The organism is Enterobacter cloacae complex sp. ESBL7 (assembly GCF_041679625.1).
GTDB classification, from domain to species: Bacteria; Pseudomonadota; Gammaproteobacteria; order Enterobacterales; family Enterobacteriaceae; genus Enterobacter; species Enterobacter asburiae_B.
Genome location: NZ_JBGORN010000001.1, coordinates 840970 through 858422 on the forward strand (window position 1 = coordinate 840970; position 17453 = coordinate 858422).

General features: G+C 56.7%; 14 protein-coding genes. 7 read left to right on the plus strand and 7 right to left on the minus strand.

Annotated features, from left to right (window positions below):
* Positions 1-6 precede the first annotated feature (6 nt).
* From rutC to rutA, 3 genes are read right to left on the minus strand one after another with little or no spacing between them, the layout of a single operon-like run.
* On the minus strand, positions 7-393 hold the full coding sequence (gene rutC / locus ACERY3_RS04045) for a pyrimidine utilization protein C (RefSeq protein WP_010429508.1): 387 nt from the start codon (positions 391-393) through the stop codon (positions 7-9).
* Between the two features lie 11 nt (positions 394-404).
* Positions 405-1094: a pyrimidine utilization protein B gene (gene rutB / locus ACERY3_RS04050; protein WP_373225085.1), complete on the minus strand. Its 690-nt coding sequence runs from the start codon at positions 1092-1094 to the stop codon at positions 405-407.
* Complete coding sequence (gene rutA, locus ACERY3_RS04055) at positions 1094-2185, minus strand: pyrimidine utilization protein A (protein ID WP_373225086.1); 1092 nt, start codon at positions 2183-2185, stop codon at positions 1094-1096. The genes rutB and rutA overlap by 1 nt, the downstream gene beginning before the upstream one ends.
* A gap of 245 nt (positions 2186-2430) precedes the next feature.
* Between rutA and rutR the strand changes: the two genes are divergently transcribed.
* Positions 2431-3069 carry an HTH-type transcriptional regulator RutR gene (rutR, locus tag ACERY3_RS04060; protein ID WP_032658081.1) on the plus strand — a complete coding sequence of 213 codons (639 nt, stop codon included), beginning with the start codon at positions 2431-2433 and terminating at the stop codon, positions 3067-3069.
* Positions 3070-3142: 73 nt separating this feature from the next.
* Here the strand turns inward: rutR and ACERY3_RS04065 are convergent, their stop codons facing one another.
* The gene (locus ACERY3_RS04065) at positions 3143-3535 is read right to left on the minus strand and encodes a lysozyme inhibitor LprI family protein (protein ID WP_087822317.1); all 393 of its coding nucleotides are present in this window, start codon (positions 3533-3535) and stop codon (positions 3143-3145) included.
* Positions 3536-3586: 51 nt separating this feature from the next.
* On the minus strand, positions 3587-7549 hold the full coding sequence (gene putA, locus ACERY3_RS04070; RefSeq protein ID WP_039261696.1) for a trifunctional transcriptional regulator/proline dehydrogenase/L-glutamate gamma-semialdehyde dehydrogenase: 3963 nt from the start codon (positions 7547-7549) through the stop codon (positions 3587-3589).
* A gap of 422 nt (positions 7550-7971) precedes the next feature.
* On the opposite strand from putA, the gene putP reads away from it, so the two are divergent.
* Both putP and ACERY3_RS04080 read left to right on the plus strand, forming a co-directional pair.
* Complete coding sequence (gene putP / locus ACERY3_RS04075) at positions 7972-9480, plus strand: sodium/proline symporter PutP (protein WP_262768716.1); 1509 nt, start codon at positions 7972-7974, stop codon at positions 9478-9480.
* Positions 9481-9596: 116 nt separating this feature from the next.
* Positions 9597-10016 carry a DUF3574 domain-containing protein gene (locus ACERY3_RS04080; RefSeq protein WP_028019107.1) on the plus strand — a complete coding sequence of 140 codons (420 nt, stop codon included), beginning with the start codon at positions 9597-9599 and terminating at the stop codon, positions 10014-10016.
* Between the two features lie 70 nt (positions 10017-10086).
* On the opposite strand, the gene ACERY3_RS04085 is transcribed toward ACERY3_RS04080, so the two are convergent.
* Entirely contained in the window at positions 10087-11271 is a 1185-nt protein-coding gene (locus ACERY3_RS04085) for a NupC/NupG family nucleoside CNT transporter (protein ID WP_029740188.1), read from the minus strand.
* Positions 11272-11522: 251 nt separating this feature from the next.
* On the opposite strand from ACERY3_RS04085, the gene efeU reads away from it, so the two are divergent.
* From efeU to phoH, 4 genes are all read left to right on the plus strand, one after another.
* Positions 11523-12356, plus strand: coding sequence for an iron uptake transporter permease EfeU (gene efeU, locus ACERY3_RS04090; protein WP_373225087.1), 834 nt, complete (start codon positions 11523-11525; stop codon positions 12354-12356).
* 40 nt (positions 12357-12396) lie between these two features.
* On the plus strand, positions 12397-13524 hold the full coding sequence (gene efeO / locus ACERY3_RS04095) for an iron uptake system protein EfeO (RefSeq protein ID WP_045354579.1): 1128 nt from the start codon (positions 12397-12399) through the stop codon (positions 13522-13524).
* A 5-nt stretch (positions 13525-13529) separates the two neighbouring features.
* Positions 13530-14813 (plus strand): iron uptake transporter deferrochelatase/peroxidase subunit, encoded by a 1284-nt coding sequence (gene efeB / locus ACERY3_RS04100; protein WP_373225088.1) that lies wholly within the window; start codon positions 13530-13532, stop codon positions 14811-14813.
* A gap of 500 nt (positions 14814-15313) precedes the next feature.
* The gene (gene phoH / locus ACERY3_RS04105) at positions 15314-16102 is read left to right on the plus strand and encodes a phosphate starvation-inducible protein PhoH (RefSeq protein ID WP_024908976.1); all 789 of its coding nucleotides are present in this window, start codon (positions 15314-15316) and stop codon (positions 16100-16102) included.
* Positions 16103-16198: 96 nt separating this feature from the next.
* Here the strand turns inward: phoH and ACERY3_RS04110 are convergent, their stop codons facing one another.
* Positions 16199-17107 carry a hypothetical protein gene (locus tag ACERY3_RS04110; protein ID WP_058840841.1) on the minus strand — a complete coding sequence of 303 codons (909 nt, stop codon included), beginning with the start codon at positions 17105-17107 and terminating at the stop codon, positions 16199-16201.
* Positions 17108-17453 lie beyond the last annotated feature (346 nt).

Below are 17453 nucleotides of genomic sequence, written 5' to 3' on the forward strand. Positions count from 1 at the left end.
CCTGCCTCACTTCGCGATGTGCGCAACGGTGGCGATCTCAACCAGCGCCTCTGGCTTCACCAGCCCGCACTGAATGCAGAACCGCGCCGGTTTATCGCCGGGGAAGAACTCGGCGTAGATCTCGTTAATCGCGGCGTAGTTTTTCCAGTCGGTGATAAAGATGCTGTTGAAGGTCACATCCTCCATCGTGCCACCCGCCGTTTCGATCACGGTTTTGATCGTCTCCAGCACGTGGCGGGTTTGCGCCTTTGGGTCGTTGATAAACACCACGTTGTTGTCTTTATCAAACGGCAGCGTGCCGGAGACATACACCACGCCGTCGGCGAGGGTGCCGGGAACAAACGGGGCAATCGGCGTGCTGGTACCCGGCGGGATGATTACGGATTTCGGCATCAGGTGTCTCCTCAGGCGATACGGGCAAGCGGGGGAGTCAGGGCGTCGCAGAAATCAGTGACGTTACTGACCCAGCCAAAAAAGGTTTCGATGTTGAACAGGGCCGCCTTCTGGGCGAATTCCGGCCCGGCCTGGTGGGTCGCGTCTTCCAGCACCACGCCAAAATACTCGAGGAAAAAGCCGTCGCGCAGGGTCGACTCCACGCAGACGTTAGTGGCGATCCCGGTGAACACCAGATGACGAATGCCCCGGCTGCGCAGCAGGCTGTCGAGCGGGGTGTTGAAAAAGCCGCTGTAGCGCGGTTTGGGCAGGACAATATCGCCCGCCTGCGGTACCAGCTCATCGACCAGCTGATAGTCCCAGCCGCCTTTCGCCAGCAGCTTGCCCTGCAGTTCGGGCCGTTTACGCATGGTTTTCAGGGCGTTCGACTTGTGGAAGTTGGGCGAGCCGGGGCCGCCGGCCTCGACGTACTGGTCATCCCAGCCGTTCTGGAACCAGATGATGAGCATGCCCGCGGCGCGCGCGGCGGCGACGGCAGTTTTAATGTTCTCGATCACCGGCCGGGTGGCGGAGACGTCGAACCCCGCCAGATCCAGATAGCCGCCCTGGCTGGCGTAGGCGTTTTGCATGTCCACCACGATCAGCGCGCTCTGCTGTGGCACGAAGGTGATGGCTTCCGGGCGTGCGTTAAGGGTCGTCATTACGCCACCTCCTTCGTGACGGCAGGGATGTGGGCGCGGCACTGCATCAGCGGCTGGATGCGCTCGCCGAAGGTCTCCACGCCGGTGAGGAAATCATCGAAGGTCAGCAGGACGCCTTCCGCCCCGGGGACGGCCGCCACTTCGTCCAGCATTCTGGCGACGCTGGCGTACGAGCCGACCAACGTGCCCATGTTGATATTGACGGCGGAGGTCGGGTCAGCCATCTGGCGGACGTTGGTATCCGCCCCGGAGCGGGTATCCTTCTGGCTCTGCTCGGTGAGCCAGCTCAGGGCCTCCTCGTCGGCGCCGTCCTTATAGAGCTCCCATTTCGCGCGCGCGGCGTCGTCGGTTTCGTCGGCAATGACCATAAACAGCACGTAGGAGCCCACGTCGCGCCCGGTTTTGTCAGCGGCCTCTTTCATGCGCGCGGCGGTCGGGGCGAAGGCGGCAGGCGTGTTCACGCCTTTACCGAAGCAGAAGTTGAAGTCGGCGTATTTCGCGGAAAATTCCATCCCCGCGTCGCTTTGTCCGGCGCAAATCACCGTCATCGGCACCGACGGCTGCGGGCTGACGCGGCAGTCGTTCATGGTGAAGAAATCGCCCTTGAAATCGCTTTTTCCGGTCCCCCACAGGTCGCGCAGCACCTGCACGTATTCGGTCAGGTAGTCGTAGCGACGCGAGAAGTAGTCGTCACCCGGCCAGAGCCCCATCTGCTCGTACTCCGGTTTTTGCCAGCCGGTGACCAGGTTGACGCCAAAGCGCCCGCCGGAGATGGAGTCGATGGTGGACGCCATGCGCGCGACGATCGCCGGGGGCAGGGTGAGCGTGGCGGCGGTGGCGTAGATTTGGATCCGCGAGGTGACCGCGGCCAGCCCGGCCATCAGGGTAAAGGACTCCAGGTTGTGGTCCCAGAATTCGGTTTTGCCGCCAAAGCCGCGCAGCTTGATCATCGAAAGCGCAAAGTCGAAATGGTAATGCTCTGCTTTCTGCACGATGGCTTTATTGAGCTCAAAGGTCGGCTTGTATTGCGGTGCAGTGGTCGAGATAAGCCAGCCGTTGTTGCCGATGGGTACAAATACGCCAATTTTCATCACGAACCTCTCTTCATTACGTCGCAGGTGTATCGGTGTTTTTGCAAAGGCGGTGCCAGTTTTGAAAATGGCTGTGTTATTAATGTGTTAATCAGAAGTTGGTGGATTGATGCAGCTAAATGTGGACTAACTGGTCAAAAACATTGCACAGAAAACAGGCATTCATGCGCGATCGGAGTGCAGGATGTCGTGGCGAGTCGGGGGTTTTGCTATGCTGAGGGCAACGCAGAATAAGGAGAGCGGGAATGGCACAAGGCGCAGTGAAAACACCAGGTAAACGTTCGCAGGCGGTGAGCGCCAAGAAGCAGGCGATCCTCAGCGCGGCGCTGGAGACTTTTTCGCAGTTTGGTATTCACGGCACGCGCCTGGAGCAGGTAGCGGAGCAGTCCGGCGTATCCAAAACCAATCTGCTTTACTATTACCCGTCGAAAGAGGCGCTCTATGTGGCGGTGATGCAGCAGATCCTCGATATCTGGCTGGCGCCCCTCAAAGCGTTCCGCGCGGAGCTGGCCCCGCTGGTGGCGATCAAAGAGTACATTCGCCTGAAGCTGGAGGTGTCGCGCGATTACCCGCAGGCGTCGCGACTGTTTTGTCTTGAGATGCTGCAGGGCGCGCCGCTGCTGCAGGCGGAATTAACCGGCGATCTAAAACAGCTGGTGGACGATAAGTCGGCCATTATTGCCGGATGGGTCGCCAGCGGAAAACTGGCCCCGGTCGACCCGCATCATCTGATCTTTATGATCTGGGCCTCCACCCAGCATTACGCTGACTTTGCGGCCCAGGTTGAGGCGGTGACCGGTAAAACGCTCCAGGACGAGGCGTTTTTCCACAGCACCCTGGAAAACGTGCAGCGGATGATTATCGAAGGGATCCGCTTACGCTAGTTCCCCCTCACCCCAGCCCTCTCCCTCAAGGGAGAGGGGGTCGTCCGCGCAGGTATTATTTTGTGGGGATCCCTCAGCCCGGCGGGAGAGGGCAGCTTAAGTCGCCCTCTTCACACTGCATCAGCGAGGCCAGAAACGCTTCTCGCTCCACGGTTTTCTCCGCCAGACACTGGTTAACAATCATTGGCTGGACGCTCCCGCCTTCCGTCCCCGAACCGATAAACGCGCAGTCCGCATCGCGCAGGGTAATCCACGCCTGCTGCGCTTTTTTCAGCAGGTCGCGCTGAGGAGCTGCCGCGCGTTTGATGGCGGCCTGATACGTCTGGTTGAGTTTTTTATCGGCAGCCTGGTACTGCTGCGCGCTACAGGTATTCAGTTCAAGCTGGGTGGTCGCGTTGTCGCACTCGTCGGCCAGCGCGCTGGCGCTCAGCAGCAGTGCCGCACTGGCGATAAGATATCGTTTCATATACTCCCCAATAAAATAAGGCTCCGTCTCCGGAGCCTTATTAACACAGCGTTAGCCTATTGTCATCAGGCTGGCATTACCGCCTGCCGCCGCGGTGTTGACGCTGAGCGAGCGCTCCACGTACAGACGCTCCAGCAGCAGGTTAGTTTCTCCGCGCGCAAAGCCCTGCACGGAAACGATGGCGCCGCTGCGGGCCGCAACCTGCTCGCACAGTTCGCGCAGCTGATCGGAATCACCGTGGTAGATCACCGCATCAAACGGCTGGGTCAGCAGGCTATCGGCTTTCGCGAAGCGAATGCGGGCCGAGACCGCTTTCGGCAGCTGTTTAGCGAGATCGCGATGCAGGGCATCTTCCGGCCACAGCACTTCACAGCCGGTTGCCATGGCGGCGGCCAGCTGCACCAGCGCGTCCTGCTCGTTATCGGCCACGCACAGCACGCGCTCGCGCGGCATCAGCGTCCAGGTGTTGCGCTCGCCGGTTGGCCCCGGCAGCAGACGCTGCGTGCCCGCCTGCGCCAGCTCGCCGTACTGCTTCGCAACGGCACGCAGTTCAGGACGTTTTTCTGCCCATGTAATGAGCGCCTCCAGCGGCTGGGTCAGCACGGTTTTCAGCTGCGCATCCACCGGATAGTCCGCATCCTGGCGTGCCAGGGTGACGCCCAGGGCGTTCTCCGGACGGTTCGCCAGCAGACGGTACAGGTAGAGCGGACCGCCCGCTTTCGGACCGGTGCCGGAAAGGCCTTCGCCGCCGAACGGCTGCACGCCCACGACCGCGCCAACCATGTTGCGGTTAACGTACAGGTTGCCCACTTTGGCGCTGCCGGTGACCTGCGCGATAGTCTCGTCGATACGGGTATGCACGCCGAGCGTCAGGCCATAGCCGGAGGCGTTGATCTGCTCAACCAGCTCGTTCAGGTTGTTACGGTTGTAGCGCACCACGTGCAGCACCGGGCCGAAGACCTCTTTTTTCAGCTCGTCGAAGCTTGCCAGCTCAATCAGCGTTGGCGGCACAAAGGTGCCGGTCCGCCATTCGCGCGCATCTTCGCTGTTCTCGCGCACCGCCTGGAACACCGGGCGGCCTTTCGCGCGCATGGTCTGAATGTGGTTTTCGATGTTGGCTTTGGCTTCCGCGTCGATCACCGGCCCGATATCGGTGGTGAGACGGCCCGGGTTGCCCATGCGGCATTCGGCCATCGCGCCGCGCAGCATCTTCAGCGTGTGGTCCGCCACGTCGTCCTGCAGGCACAGCACGCGCAGGGCGGAGCAGCGCTGACCGGCGCTGTCGAACGCGGAGGCCAGCACGTCGACCACCACCTGCTCGGTAAGGGCAGAGGAGTCAACGATCATGGCGTTCATCCCGCCGGTTTCCGCGATGAGCGGCGTAGGGCGGCCCTGCGCATCCAGACGGGTGGCAATATTGCGCTGCAGCAGAGACGCCACTTCGGTCGAACCGGTGAACATCACGCCGCGCACGCGGTTATCGGAGGTCAGTTTGGCACCGACCGTTTCACCGCGGCCCGGCAGCAGCTGAACCACGCCCGCAGGAACGCCGGCTTCCAGAAGAATGTTGATACCCTGCGCGGCAATCAGCGGGGTCTGCTCTGCCGGTTTTGCCAGCACGCTGTTGCCTGCGGCTAATGCGGCGGCAATCTGGCCGGTGAAGATCGCCAGCGGGAAGTTCCACGGACTGATACAGACGACCGGACCCAGCGGACGGTGGGTTTCGTTATCGAAATCATCACGCACCTGACCGGCGTAGTAGTGCAGGAAGTCGACGGCCTCGCGCACTTCGGCAATCGCGTTGCTGAAGGTTTTACCCGCCTCGCGCACCAGAATGCCGATGAGCGACTGCATCTGATCTTCCATCAGCACCGCCGCGCGCTCCAGAATCGCGGCGCGCTCCTGCGGCGGCGTGGCAAACCAGATAGGGGCGTTGTTCACCGCGCTGTCCAGCGCCTGATCCACTTCCGCTTCGGTCGCTTCACGCGCGTAGCCGACGATATCCTTCGGCTCGGCCGGGTTGATCACCGGCTGCATTTCGCCGTCTGCAACGGGCTGCTCCAGCATCGGTTTAGCCTGCCACTTCTGCAGCGCGCTGTTGAGCAGGGCAGAGGAGAGGGACGCCAGACGGTGTTCGTTGGCGAGATCCAGACCCGCCGAGTTGACGCGGCCTTTGCCGTACAGTTCGCGCGGCAGGGCAATCTTCGGATGCGGCAGGCCAACCTGGCCTTCCTGCGCCGCCATCTTCTCAACGGCCTGCACCGGGTCGGCCACCAGCTCGTCCAGCGGCAGCGTGGTGTCGGCGATGCGGTTAACGAAGGAGGTGTTCGCGCCGTTTTCCAGCAGACGACGCACCAGGTACGCCAGCAGGGTTTCGTGCGTTCCCACCGGAGCATAGATTCGGCACGGGCGGTTCAGCTTGCCGTCCGCCACTTTACCGGTGACCTGCTCGTACAGCGGTTCACCCATGCCGTGCAGGCACTGGAACTCGTACTGTCCCGGATAGTAGTTTTGCCCGGCCAGGCTGTAGATCGCCGCCAGGGTGTGGGCGTTGTGGGTAGCGAACTGTGGATAGATCAGGTTCGGCACGCCGAGCAGCTTTTTCGCACAGGCGAGGTAAGAGACGTCGGTGTAAACCTTGCGGGTATAGACCGGATAGCCTTCCAGCCCTTCCATCTGGGCGCGTTTGATTTCGCTGTCCCAGTAGGCGCCTTTTACCAGACGGATCATCAGGCGACGGCGGCTGCGGCTGGCCAGGTCAATCAGGTAATCAATGACGAACGGGCAGCGCTTCTGGTAGGCCTGGATAACGAAGCCGATGCCGTTCCAGCCTGCCAGCTCCGGCTCGAAGCACAGTTTTTCCAGCAGATCGAGGGAGATCTCCAGACGGTCGGCCTCTTCGGCGTCGATGTTAATGCCGATGTCATACTGGCGCGCCAGCAGGGTCAGGGACTTCAGGCGCGGGTAGAGTTCTTCCATCACCCGGTCGTACTGCGCGCGGCTGTAGCGCGGGTGCAGTGCAGAGAGCTTGATAGAGATGCCCGGGCCTTCATAAATACCGCGACCGTTGGACGCTTTACCAATGGCGTGGATCGCCTGCTGGTAAGAGACCATGTAGGCCTGCGCGTCGGCGGCGGTCAGGGCCGCTTCGCCCAGCATGTCGTACGAGTAGCGGAAACCTTTATCCTCCAGCTTGCGGGCGTTCGCCAGCGCTTCGGCAATGGTTTCCCCGGTGACAAACTGCTCGCCCATCAGGCGCATCGCCATATCCACGCCTTTGCGGATCAGCGGCTCGCCGCTCTTGCCGATGATGCGGTTCAGGGAGCGGGAGAGGTTGGCTTCGTTATGAGTGGAGACCAGTTTGCCGGTAAACAGCAGGCCCCAGGTGGCGGCGTTAACGAACAGCGACGGGCTGCGGCCAATGTGGGAATGCCAGTTGCCGTTGCTGATCTTGTCGCGGATCAGCGCGTCGCGGGTGGCTTTATCCGGAATACGCAGCAGCGCTTCCGCGAGGCACATCAGCGCCACGCCTTCCTGAGAGGAGAGGGAAAACTCCTGCAGCAGGCCCTGAACCATCCCGGCGCGGCCGGTGGCGGTTTTCTGGTTGCGCAGCTTGTCGGCTAACTGATACGCCAGGCTGTGCGCCTGCGCGGCAATGGCTTCCGGCAGGCGGGCCTGCTCCAGCAGCATCGGCACGGCGTCGGTTTCGGCACGGCGGTAGGCGCCGGTAATGGCGGCACGGCTGACGGACTGCGGCAGGATCTGCTCGGCGAATTCAAGGAACGGCTGATGGTTCTCGTCGCCAGCGGCCGGGGCTTCTTCACTTTCGTTCGCCGCGCCGGCCAGCAGGGCAGGCAGCTCCGGCAGGCCCTCATCGCTCTCGAGTCTTTCGAGATAGTTAAAAATCGCCTGCTTAATTAACCAGTGCGGCGTGCGGTCAATGCGGGTTGCTGCGGTCTTAATCCGTTCGCGGGTTGCGTCATCCAGCTTAACCCCCATGGTGGTCATACCCATGCCAAAGCTCCTGTTGTTCTGTAATAGCGTTCTGTTGATAGCGTGAAATATCCACCATGTTGCAACTTTGTGCAACCGTGTTAAATGTGACCTGGTTTGCAACCCGGAAAATGAATGGATTGTTAACGAATGGTTAGCTGGAAAAACGCACTGGCTTTTGTGCAGGAGGCCTGGTTTTATGCGGTAGTTAACACTTTTCAAAGGTGCAACCCGCAAAAGCGTGAGCGAGTGCAACCTATAGGAAACTCGTATCAAACCGGGGATGAAATTGATGTAAATGCAGTGTTAAATCGTTTGTCAGCGGAAGGCGCATACGGCAGGATAGCGCGCCCAACCGAAACACAAGATACATTCACCTCGTTCCGGTGATCATATAACAAGGCAGCCCGGATGGTTGTCGCTCGACATTTTGGAGAATTTGAATGGCTATTAGCACACCGATGCTGGTGACATTTCTCGTTTATATTTTTGGCATGATCCTGATAGGGTTTTTGGCGTGGCGTTCTACAAAGAACTTTGACGACTACATTCTGGGCGGACGCAGTTTAGGCCCGATGGTGACCGCACTCTCTGCGGGCGCCTCCGACATGAGCGGCTGGCTGCTGATGGGGCTGCCCGGCGCGATTTTCATCTCCGGTATCTCTGAAAGCTGGATCGCCATCGGCCTGACCGTCGGCGCGTGGATCAACTGGAAGCTGGTGGCAGGCCGTCTGCGCGTGCATACCGAGGCCAACAACAACGCCCTGACGCTGCCGGACTACTTCACCGGACGTTTTGAAGATAACAGCCGCATCCTGCGCATTATCTCTGCGGTAGTTATCCTGCTGTTCTTCACCATTTACTGTGCCTCCGGCATCGTGGCCGGCGCGCGTCTGTTCGAAAGCACCTTCGGCATGAGCTACGAAACCGCCCTGTGGGCCGGTGCGGCGGCGACCATCCTCTATACCTTCGTGGGCGGGTTCCTGGCGGTAAGCTGGACCGATACCGTGCAGGCGAGCCTGATGATCTTCGCCCTGATCCTGACCCCGGTGATTGTAATTTTCACCGTTGGCGGCTTTGGCGATTCGCTGGAAGTGATCAAGCAGAAGAGCATTGAAAACGTCGACATGCTGAAAGGGCTGAACTTCGTGGCCATCGTGTCGCTGATGGGCTGGGGCCTGGGCTACTTCGGTCAGCCGCATATCCTGGCGCGCTTTATGGCGGCGGATTCTCACCACACCATCGTTCATGCCCGTCGCATCAGCATGACGTGGATGATCCTGTGTCTGGCGGGGGCGTGTGCGGTCGGCTTCTTCGGTATCGCCTACTTCAGCAACAACCCGGCGCAGGCGGGCGCGGTGAACCAGAACGCCGAGCGCGTGTTTATCGAGCTGGCGCAGATTCTGTTTAACCCGTGGATTGCCGGTATTCTGCTCTCCGCTATTCTGGCGGCGGTGATGTCCACCCTGAGCTGCCAGCTGCTGGTCTGCTCCAGCGCAATTACCGAAGACCTCTATAAGGCCTTCCTGCGTAAAAACGCGAGCCAGAAAGAGCTGGTATGGGTAGGGCGCTTTATGGTGCTGCTGGTGGCGCTGATTGCCATCGCGCTGGCGGCGAACCCGGAAAACCGCGTGCTGGGCCTGGTGAGCTACGCGTGGGCGGGCTTCGGTGCGGCGTTTGGTCCGGTCGTGTTGTTCTCCGTCATGTGGTCACGTATGACCCGTAACGGCGCGCTGGCGGGGATGATCATCGGTGCGCTGACCGTTATCGTCTGGAAACAGTTCGCGTGGCTGGGCCTGTACGAAATCATTCCGGGCTTCATCTTCGGCAGCATCGGCATCGTGGTGTTCAGCCTGCTGGGTAAAGCCCCGTCTGCCTCCATGCAGAAACGCTTTGCTGAAGCCGACGCGCATTACCACACTGCGCCGCCGTCTAAGCTCCAGGCAGAATAATTTTTCTCGCAGCACAATGCAGGCCGGGTGAGCGCAAGCGCACCCGGCTTTTTTCTTGCCAAAATCCGTAATTTCCTGTGATATCCCTGTGCTTATAACAATGAGGATAGCGAAGCATGACAATCAAAACAGGGGTAATGGCAGCGGCATTATTGATGCTAGCTGGCTGCACGGCGCCATCGCAACACGCGGCTGTAGAGACCTGCAAAGCGGATAACCAGATGCAGCAAACCACGCTCTATTTCGGCTTAAATCGTCCTGCCGGGGCGCAAATCACCAGCAACGAGTGGCAGCAGTTTGTTGACCAGGACGTGACGCCGCGTTTCCGCGATGGCTTAACGGTGTTTGACGCGCGCGGGCAGTGGCTGGGGAACGACGGGAAAGTGGCGCGTGAACCCAGCAAAGCGTTGATGCTGATCCACGGTAAAGATGCGCAGAGCGAGAAGAACATCGAAGCGTTACGCGGGATTTATAAATCACGCTTCGCGCAGGAGTCGGTGATGCGCGTCGACCAGCCGGTGTGCGTGCAGTTCTAATAAAAACGGCGGGAAATCCCGCCGTTGTTGTTTTGTAGGCCGGGTAAGCGAAGCGCCACCCGGTATTGCATCAGAGCACCAGCCCCGCAAAGCTCGCCGACAGCAGGCTCACCAGCGTCGCGCCGTACACCAGACGCAGACCAAACCGCGACACCACGTTCCCCTGCTGCTCGTTCAGGCCCTTAATCGCCCCGGCCACAATGCCGATGGACGCGAAGTTCGCGAAGGACACCAGGAAGACGGATAAAATGCCCAGCCCGCGCGGGGACATCTGATGAGCGATTTTTTGCAGCTCAATCATCGCCACAAATTCGTTCGCCACTAGCTTGGTCGCCATAATACTGCCCGCGTTTAAGGCATCGCTCAGCGGAATACCCACCAGCCACGCCAGGGGGTAAAATACATAGCCCAGGATCTGCTGGAAGCTCATGCCAAATACGCTGGAGAAGAGGGCGTTAACGGCGCTAATAAGCGCGATAAAGCCGATCAGCATGGCCAGAATAATCATCGCCACCTTAAAACCGGCCAGAATATACTCGCCGAGCATTTCGAAGAAGCTCTGCGATTCATGCAGTTTTTCCAGCTTGATATCCGGTTCCGCTTCCGGGCGCGCCGGGTTGATGACGGAGAGAATAATAAAGGTGCTGAACATGTTCAGAATCAGCGCCGCGACGACAAATTTGGCGTCGAGCATGGTCATATAGGCGCCGACAATCGACAGGGAGACCGTCGACATGGCCGTGGCCGCCATGGTGAACAGACGACGAGAGGAGAGATCGCCCAGCACGCCCTTGTAGGCAATGAAGTTTTCCGACTGGCCGAGGATCAGCGAGCTCACCGCGTTAAAGGATTCCAGCTTGCCCATACCGTTCAGTTTTGACAGCAGCGTGCCGATGACCCGAATAAAAATCGGCAGGATCCGCCAGTGCTGAAGAATACCAATCAGCGCGGAAATAAAAATAATCGGGCAGAGCACGCCGAGGAAAATGAACGCCAGCCCTTTTTCCCCCATTCCGCCAAAGACGAAATTGGTCCCTTCCGAAGCAAATTTCAGCAGCGACTCAAAGAAGCCGGAAACATATTTAATCAGGAATAACCCGCTTTCGGCGTGCAGGAAAAAGAACGCCAGCGCAATTTCAATAACAATCAGCTGTAAAACATAACGAATGCGAATTTTTCGGCGGTCGAAACTTACCAGCCAGGCAAGCGCAAGAATAATCACCAGCGCCAGCAGGAAATGGACAATCTTAAACATGGTTTATTTTCAGTTGGTTTTTGAGAAGGATATTTAGCCACAGCGCTGGTTAACCGTAAATGGGCAATTTTATTATAACTTATAAACTTAACGGTAACGCCGGCAACTATTAACAGGCTTTGCGTTTACAACTCGTCATCAAAACACCACACATTTCGCTTGTGTTTCTTTTCGACGTAATGATAATCACTATCACAAGAATTTACCTTTCTTTGCATCAGTTGACCGCGATAAACATTTAAGGTGTCGGCATGTTTGTTCCATTTCTCATTATGTTACGTGAAGGGCTTGAAGCTGCCCTTATCGTGAGCCTCATCGCCAGTTATCTGAAGCGAACCCAGCGCGGACGCTGGATTGGCGTCATGTGGGTCGGGGTTTTCCTTGCCGCGGCACTCTGTCTCGGCCTTGGTATCCTCATCAACGAAACCACCGGGGAGTTCCCGCAGAAAGAGCAGGAGCTGTTTGAGGGGATCGTCGCCGTAATTGCGGTGGTGATCCTGACCTGGATGGTGTTCTGGATGCGTAAAGTCTCCCGTAACGTGAAGGTGCAGCTGGAGCAGGCGGTGGATAATGCGCTGCAAAAGGGCAATAACCACGGCTGGGCGCTGATCATGATGGTCTTTTTTGCCGTCGCGCGTGAAGGCCTGGAGTCCGTTTTCTTCCTGCTGGCGGCGTTTCAGCAGGATGTCGGTATCTGGCCGCCGGTTGGCGCGATGCTCGGGCTGGCAACCGCCGTGGTGCTGGGCTTTCTGCTCTACTGGGGCGGTATTCGCCTGAACCTGGGCGCCTTCTTCAGGTGGACCAGCCTGTTTATTCTGCTGGTGGCGGCAGGGCTGGCGGCGGGGGCGATTCGCGCCTTCCACGAGGCGGGGCTGTGGAACCATTTCCAGGACGTGGCGTTCGACCTCAGCAACGTGCTCTCCACGCACTCTCTGACCGGCACCCTGCTCGAAGGTATCTTCGGCTATCAGGAAACGCCGAGCGTCAGCGAAGTGGCGATGTACTTTATCTATCTGGTTCCGGCGCTGGTGCTGTTCGCAATGCCGCCGCGTACCGGCACGCAGGCGTCGCGCGTTACGCCATAATTTTTATTTTAGTTACAACATACTTTTAAAGGGAAGAGTCATGGCAATTCAGTTTCGTCGTAGTGCGTTATGCGCAGGCATTGCCGCGCTGTTCGCTTCTGCATTCTCCGCCTGGGGCGCGGATGTTCCTCAGGTTAAAGTCACCGTTAATGATAAGCAGTGTGAGCCGATGACCCTCACGGTGAACAGCGGCAAAACCCAGTTCATTATTCAGAACCACAGCCAGAAGGCGCTGGAGTGGGAGATTCTGAAAGGGGTTCTGGTGGTGGAGGAGCGTGAAAACATCGCCCCTGGCTTCAGCCAGAAGATGACCGCCAACCTGCAGCCGGGCGAGTATGAGATGACCTGCGGTCTGCTGACCAACCCTAAAGGGAAGCTGATCGTCAAAGGTGAAGCGACGGCCGATGCTGCGAAAGGTGCTGCGGTGCTGAGCCTGGGCGACGCGATTACGGCCTATAAAGCCTACGTCACGAAAGAGACGGCGGACCTGGCGGCGGCAACCAAAGCCTTTACCGATGCGGTGAAGGCCGGTGATATCGAAAAAGCGAAATCCCTGTATGCGCCAACCCGTCAGCACTACGAGCGCATCGAGCCGATTGCCGAACTGTTCTCTGACCTTGATGGCAGCATTGATGCCCGCGAAGACGATTACGAGCAGAAAGCCGCCGATCCGAAATTCACCGGTTTCCACCGTCTGGAGAAAGCCCTGTTTGGCGACAACTCTACCAAAGGGATGGAGAAATACGCCGAGCAGCTGAACGGCGACGTGCTGGAGCTGCAAAAGCGCATCAGCGAGCTGGCCTTCCCGCCGTCAAAAGTGGTGGGCGGCGCGGCCGGCCTGATTGAAGAAGTGGCCGCGAGCAAAATCAGCGGCGAAGAAGATCGCTACAGCCATACCGATCTGTGGGACTTCCAGGCCAACGTCGACGGCGCGCAGAAAATTGTTAACCTGCTGCGTCCTCAGCTGCAGAAAGAGAACGGCGAACTGCTGGCCAAAGTGGATGCCAACTTCAAAAAAGTCGACACCATTCTGGCGAAGTACCGGACTAAAGACGGGTTTGAAACCTACGACAAGCTGACCGATGCCGACCGTAACGCGCTGAAAGGCCCGATTACCGCCCTGGCGGAAGATCTCTCTCTGCTGCGCGGCGTACTGGGTCTGGACTAAGCACGATGAATAAGCATAGCGAGAACGATGTGGTTGAGCCTTCACGTCGTCGATTGTTAAAAGGGGTGGGGGCGCTGGGGGGCGCTCTTGCTCTGGCTGGTGGCTGTCCGGTAGCGCATGCGGCGAAACTGCAGAGCGCGCCCGGCACGCTGTCACCCAATGCCCGCATGGAGACGCAGCCGTTTTATGGCGAGCATCAGTCGGGCATCCTGACGCCCCAGCAGGCGTCCATGATGCTGGTGGCCTTTGATTCGCTGGCCAGCGATAAAGCCGATCTGGAGCGTCTGTTCCGCCTGCTGACGACGCGCATTGCGTTTCTCACCGCGGGCGGACCGGCGCCCGATACGCCGAACCCGCGTCTGCCGCCAATGGACTCCGGCATTCTGGGGCCGTTTATCGCCCCGGATAACCTGACCATTACCGTTTCGCTGGGTGAATCGCTGTTTGACGCGCGCTATGGGCTGGCAAAACAGAAGCCGAAAGCGCTGCAGAAAATGACGCGTTTCCCGAATGACTCCCTGGACGCGGCGCTGTGTCATGGCGACCTGCTCCTGCAAATTTGTGCCAATACCCAGGACACGGTGATCCACGCCCTGCGCGATATCATCAAGCACACGCCGGATCTGCTGAGCGTGCGCTGGAAGCGGGAAGGGTTTATCTCGGACCATGCCGCCCGCAGTAAAGGGAAAGAAACCCCGGTGAACCTGCTGGGCTTTAAGGACGGTACGGCCAACCCGGACAGCAGCGATGCGGCGTTGATGAAAGACGTGGTATGGGTGACGGCGGATCAGGGCGAACCGGCGTGGTCGGTGGGCGGCAGCTATCAGGCGGTGCGGATTATTCAGTTCCACGTGGAGTTCTGGGACCGCACGCCGCTCAAGGAGCAGCAGACGATCTTTGGTCGCGATAAGCAAAGCGGCGCGCCGCTCGGCATGAAGAACGAGCATGACGTGCCCGACTACGCCAGCGATCCCAACGGCGATACCATCGCGCTGGACAGCCACATTCGTCTGGCCAATCCGCGCACTAAAGAGACGCAGTCCAGCCTGATGATGCGTCGTGGCTACAGCTATTCGCTCGGCGTGACCAACGCCGGTCAGCTTGATATGGGCCTGCTGTTCGTCTGCTATCAGCACGATCTGGAAAAAGGCTTCCTGACCGTGCAGAAGCGGCTCAACGGCGAAGCGCTGGAAGAGTACATTAAGCCCATCGGCGGCGGCTATTTCTTTGCCCTGCCGGGCGTGCGCGATCGGAACGCGTACCTCGCTCAAGGTCTTATTGAAGCCTGATAATTGTCCCCGCAACCGTTCGCGGGGACATTATTTTTTCATATGACTATCCTGCTGTTATATTTCTGTAATATTTCTATATGAGACTGATTTCACCTGTAGGGACAGTCTTAAAAGTTGCATTCAGGTAAAATAAATGTTGCATTTATGATAACTCCTGATGTACTTAAGATAAGACAGCGGTAGTTCCCGGCAGTGATGCTGAATCACTATGGAGATCGCGAATGGTTGCGTCCTGTACTGGACAAGGTAAACATAACAACCGCAGCACCCGGCGCGGAGGCTCAGACTCCGGCAGCGATTTCCTCACCACTAAATTCTCCCCCCTTCCTCAAGAATCTGATTCGACCGACGTGCAGAACGGTGCGCGTAGCTGTTCCGTATCGTTATCCGATAAAGCAAGCAATGGCTTACAAGGAAGCCAACCCTCTGATGTTCGTGCGCATAATCGTGCCGAAGCTGGCGCGTGTGATGAATACCAACAACTCAAGGTGCTATCCATGGGAAGACAAAAAGCAGTGATCAAAGCTCGTCGCGAAGCAAAACGTGTGCTGAGACGGGATTCACGTAGCCATAAACAGCGTGAAGAAGAATCGGTCACCTCGCTTGTGCAGATGAGTGGCGTAGAAGCAATTGGCATGGCCCGAGACAGCCGTGATAATTCTCCAATTGTGGCGCGCAATGAGGCTCAGGCGCACTACCTGAATGCTATCGAGAGTAAACAGCTCATCTTTGCAACCGGTGAAGCCGGATGCGGGAAAACCTGGATCAGTGCAGCCAAAGCGGCGGAAGCGCTGATTCATAAGGATGTGGAGCGCATTATTGTTACCCGTCCTGTACTGCAGGCTGATGAAGATCTCGGCTTCCTGCCCGGAGATATTTCGGAGAAGTTTGCTCCGTACTTCAGGCCCGTCTATGACGTGCTGGTGAAGCGACTGGGTGCATCCTTTATGCAGTACTGCCTGCGACCAGAGATTGGCAAGGTGGAAATCGCGCCGTTCGCCTATATGCGCGGACGTACATTTGAAAATGCGGTCGTCATTCTTGACGAGGCTCAGAACGTGACCGCTGCGCAAATGAAGATGTTTTTAACGCGCCTCGGGGAGAACGTGACGGTTATCGTTAACGGCGATATTACCCAGTGTGACCTGCCATCCGGCGTGAAATCCGGGCTGAGCGACGCCATGTCACGTTTTGAGGAAGATGAGATGATTGGGGTGGTACGCTTCACCAAAGAGGACTGCGTGCGTTCCGCGCTCTGTCAGCGCACGCTTCAAGCGTATTATTGAGTTTGCTGTTGTGTTCAAGGCCCGGGAAACCGGGCTTTGTTTTTTGTGCTTTTATAAAAAGTAATATACCCTGAATAAATACTTCATTGAAGTAAATTAATTTAACCTTTTCGTAGAAACCTCTGGAGGTAACACTGCGGTTAGTAATATTGGCATCGCTTCTGATGTGATCTTCCCATCCTTAACTTTGTTTTTGATATAACTAGGATATTTTTCAGGAAGGTAAACATTTTGGAACCATAACCTAAAATCAGAGATTGCACTTAAGGGATAGGCATTTACCTCTGGATCTAATTGCCTATAGGATTCTGGATATTTGTGGTGTATTTTTATTCTTTCACCATATCGAATTGAGAGGTTCTCAGATTTCCAATATTTTGCCCAGTGAATACCTAAGCTCCCATCAGGCATAATTGAATCATCTACGGCAATATTATTGCGAATTAATGAAGCAATTACTGTCGTTGCTTCATCAAACATGGTGAAATATCCTTTGGGGCATTCATTATTAAGTACTCTTTCTTGGAATAAACTCCAGCTCTGCGCTATTAAATCCTTTTCACTATAATTTAATCTTTCGTATATATAATTTCTTAGTCCAAGCTTTGCTGCTTTTCTATAATTAGTGATAGCTTCTTGTTTTGTCGTTGGAGCATAATGAGCATAATAGTCAGTTATTGCCATTACAATTTGCTCTGGGACGGCGTGAATGACTCCTGTAATGGAGTTTTTACTATCTAACTCAACATATAAGCTATCGGGTACAATCGAAGATTCAGTCCACTCCTTTATTAACTCAGTAAGTTGTTGACCTCTACTACGTATTTGAGCATCACCTGAAGACCAATCCTGAGCTAATTGTATTATAGAGCTTGGGGCAAGCCCGCAGAATTTTGCTACGCCTTGTAATGATAGGAATGTTTCACCATTTGGTAAAACACCCATGCTAATGTTATCTACCTCCTGGAGTTTAACAGGAGTCAAGCTTAATAATTGCTGTTTCATCTAAATCTCCGGATTGACGTATTATACTCAAGGGAGTGCTAAGCGTTTCAAAATATCTTAAGGGGGCTATTAGTACGTCAACATACTACCTATTCGTGAAAGAGTCTAGCGAAGTAAATTGAAATTATTCATCTTATCTATGTGTTGTCTATTATATATAATATACATTTATTGGATTTTAGATGTATACGATACATAGTTGAATTGTTCTGTATAACATTATGAGAACGTTGACGCGCTGCACTCACAGTCTGTTCAACTGGCTGTCGCCAGTTGTCGAACCCGGTCGGGGAATCTCATTCCCCGCAGGCGTGCAACATGCGAAAAAAAAGCCCGCATTTTCATG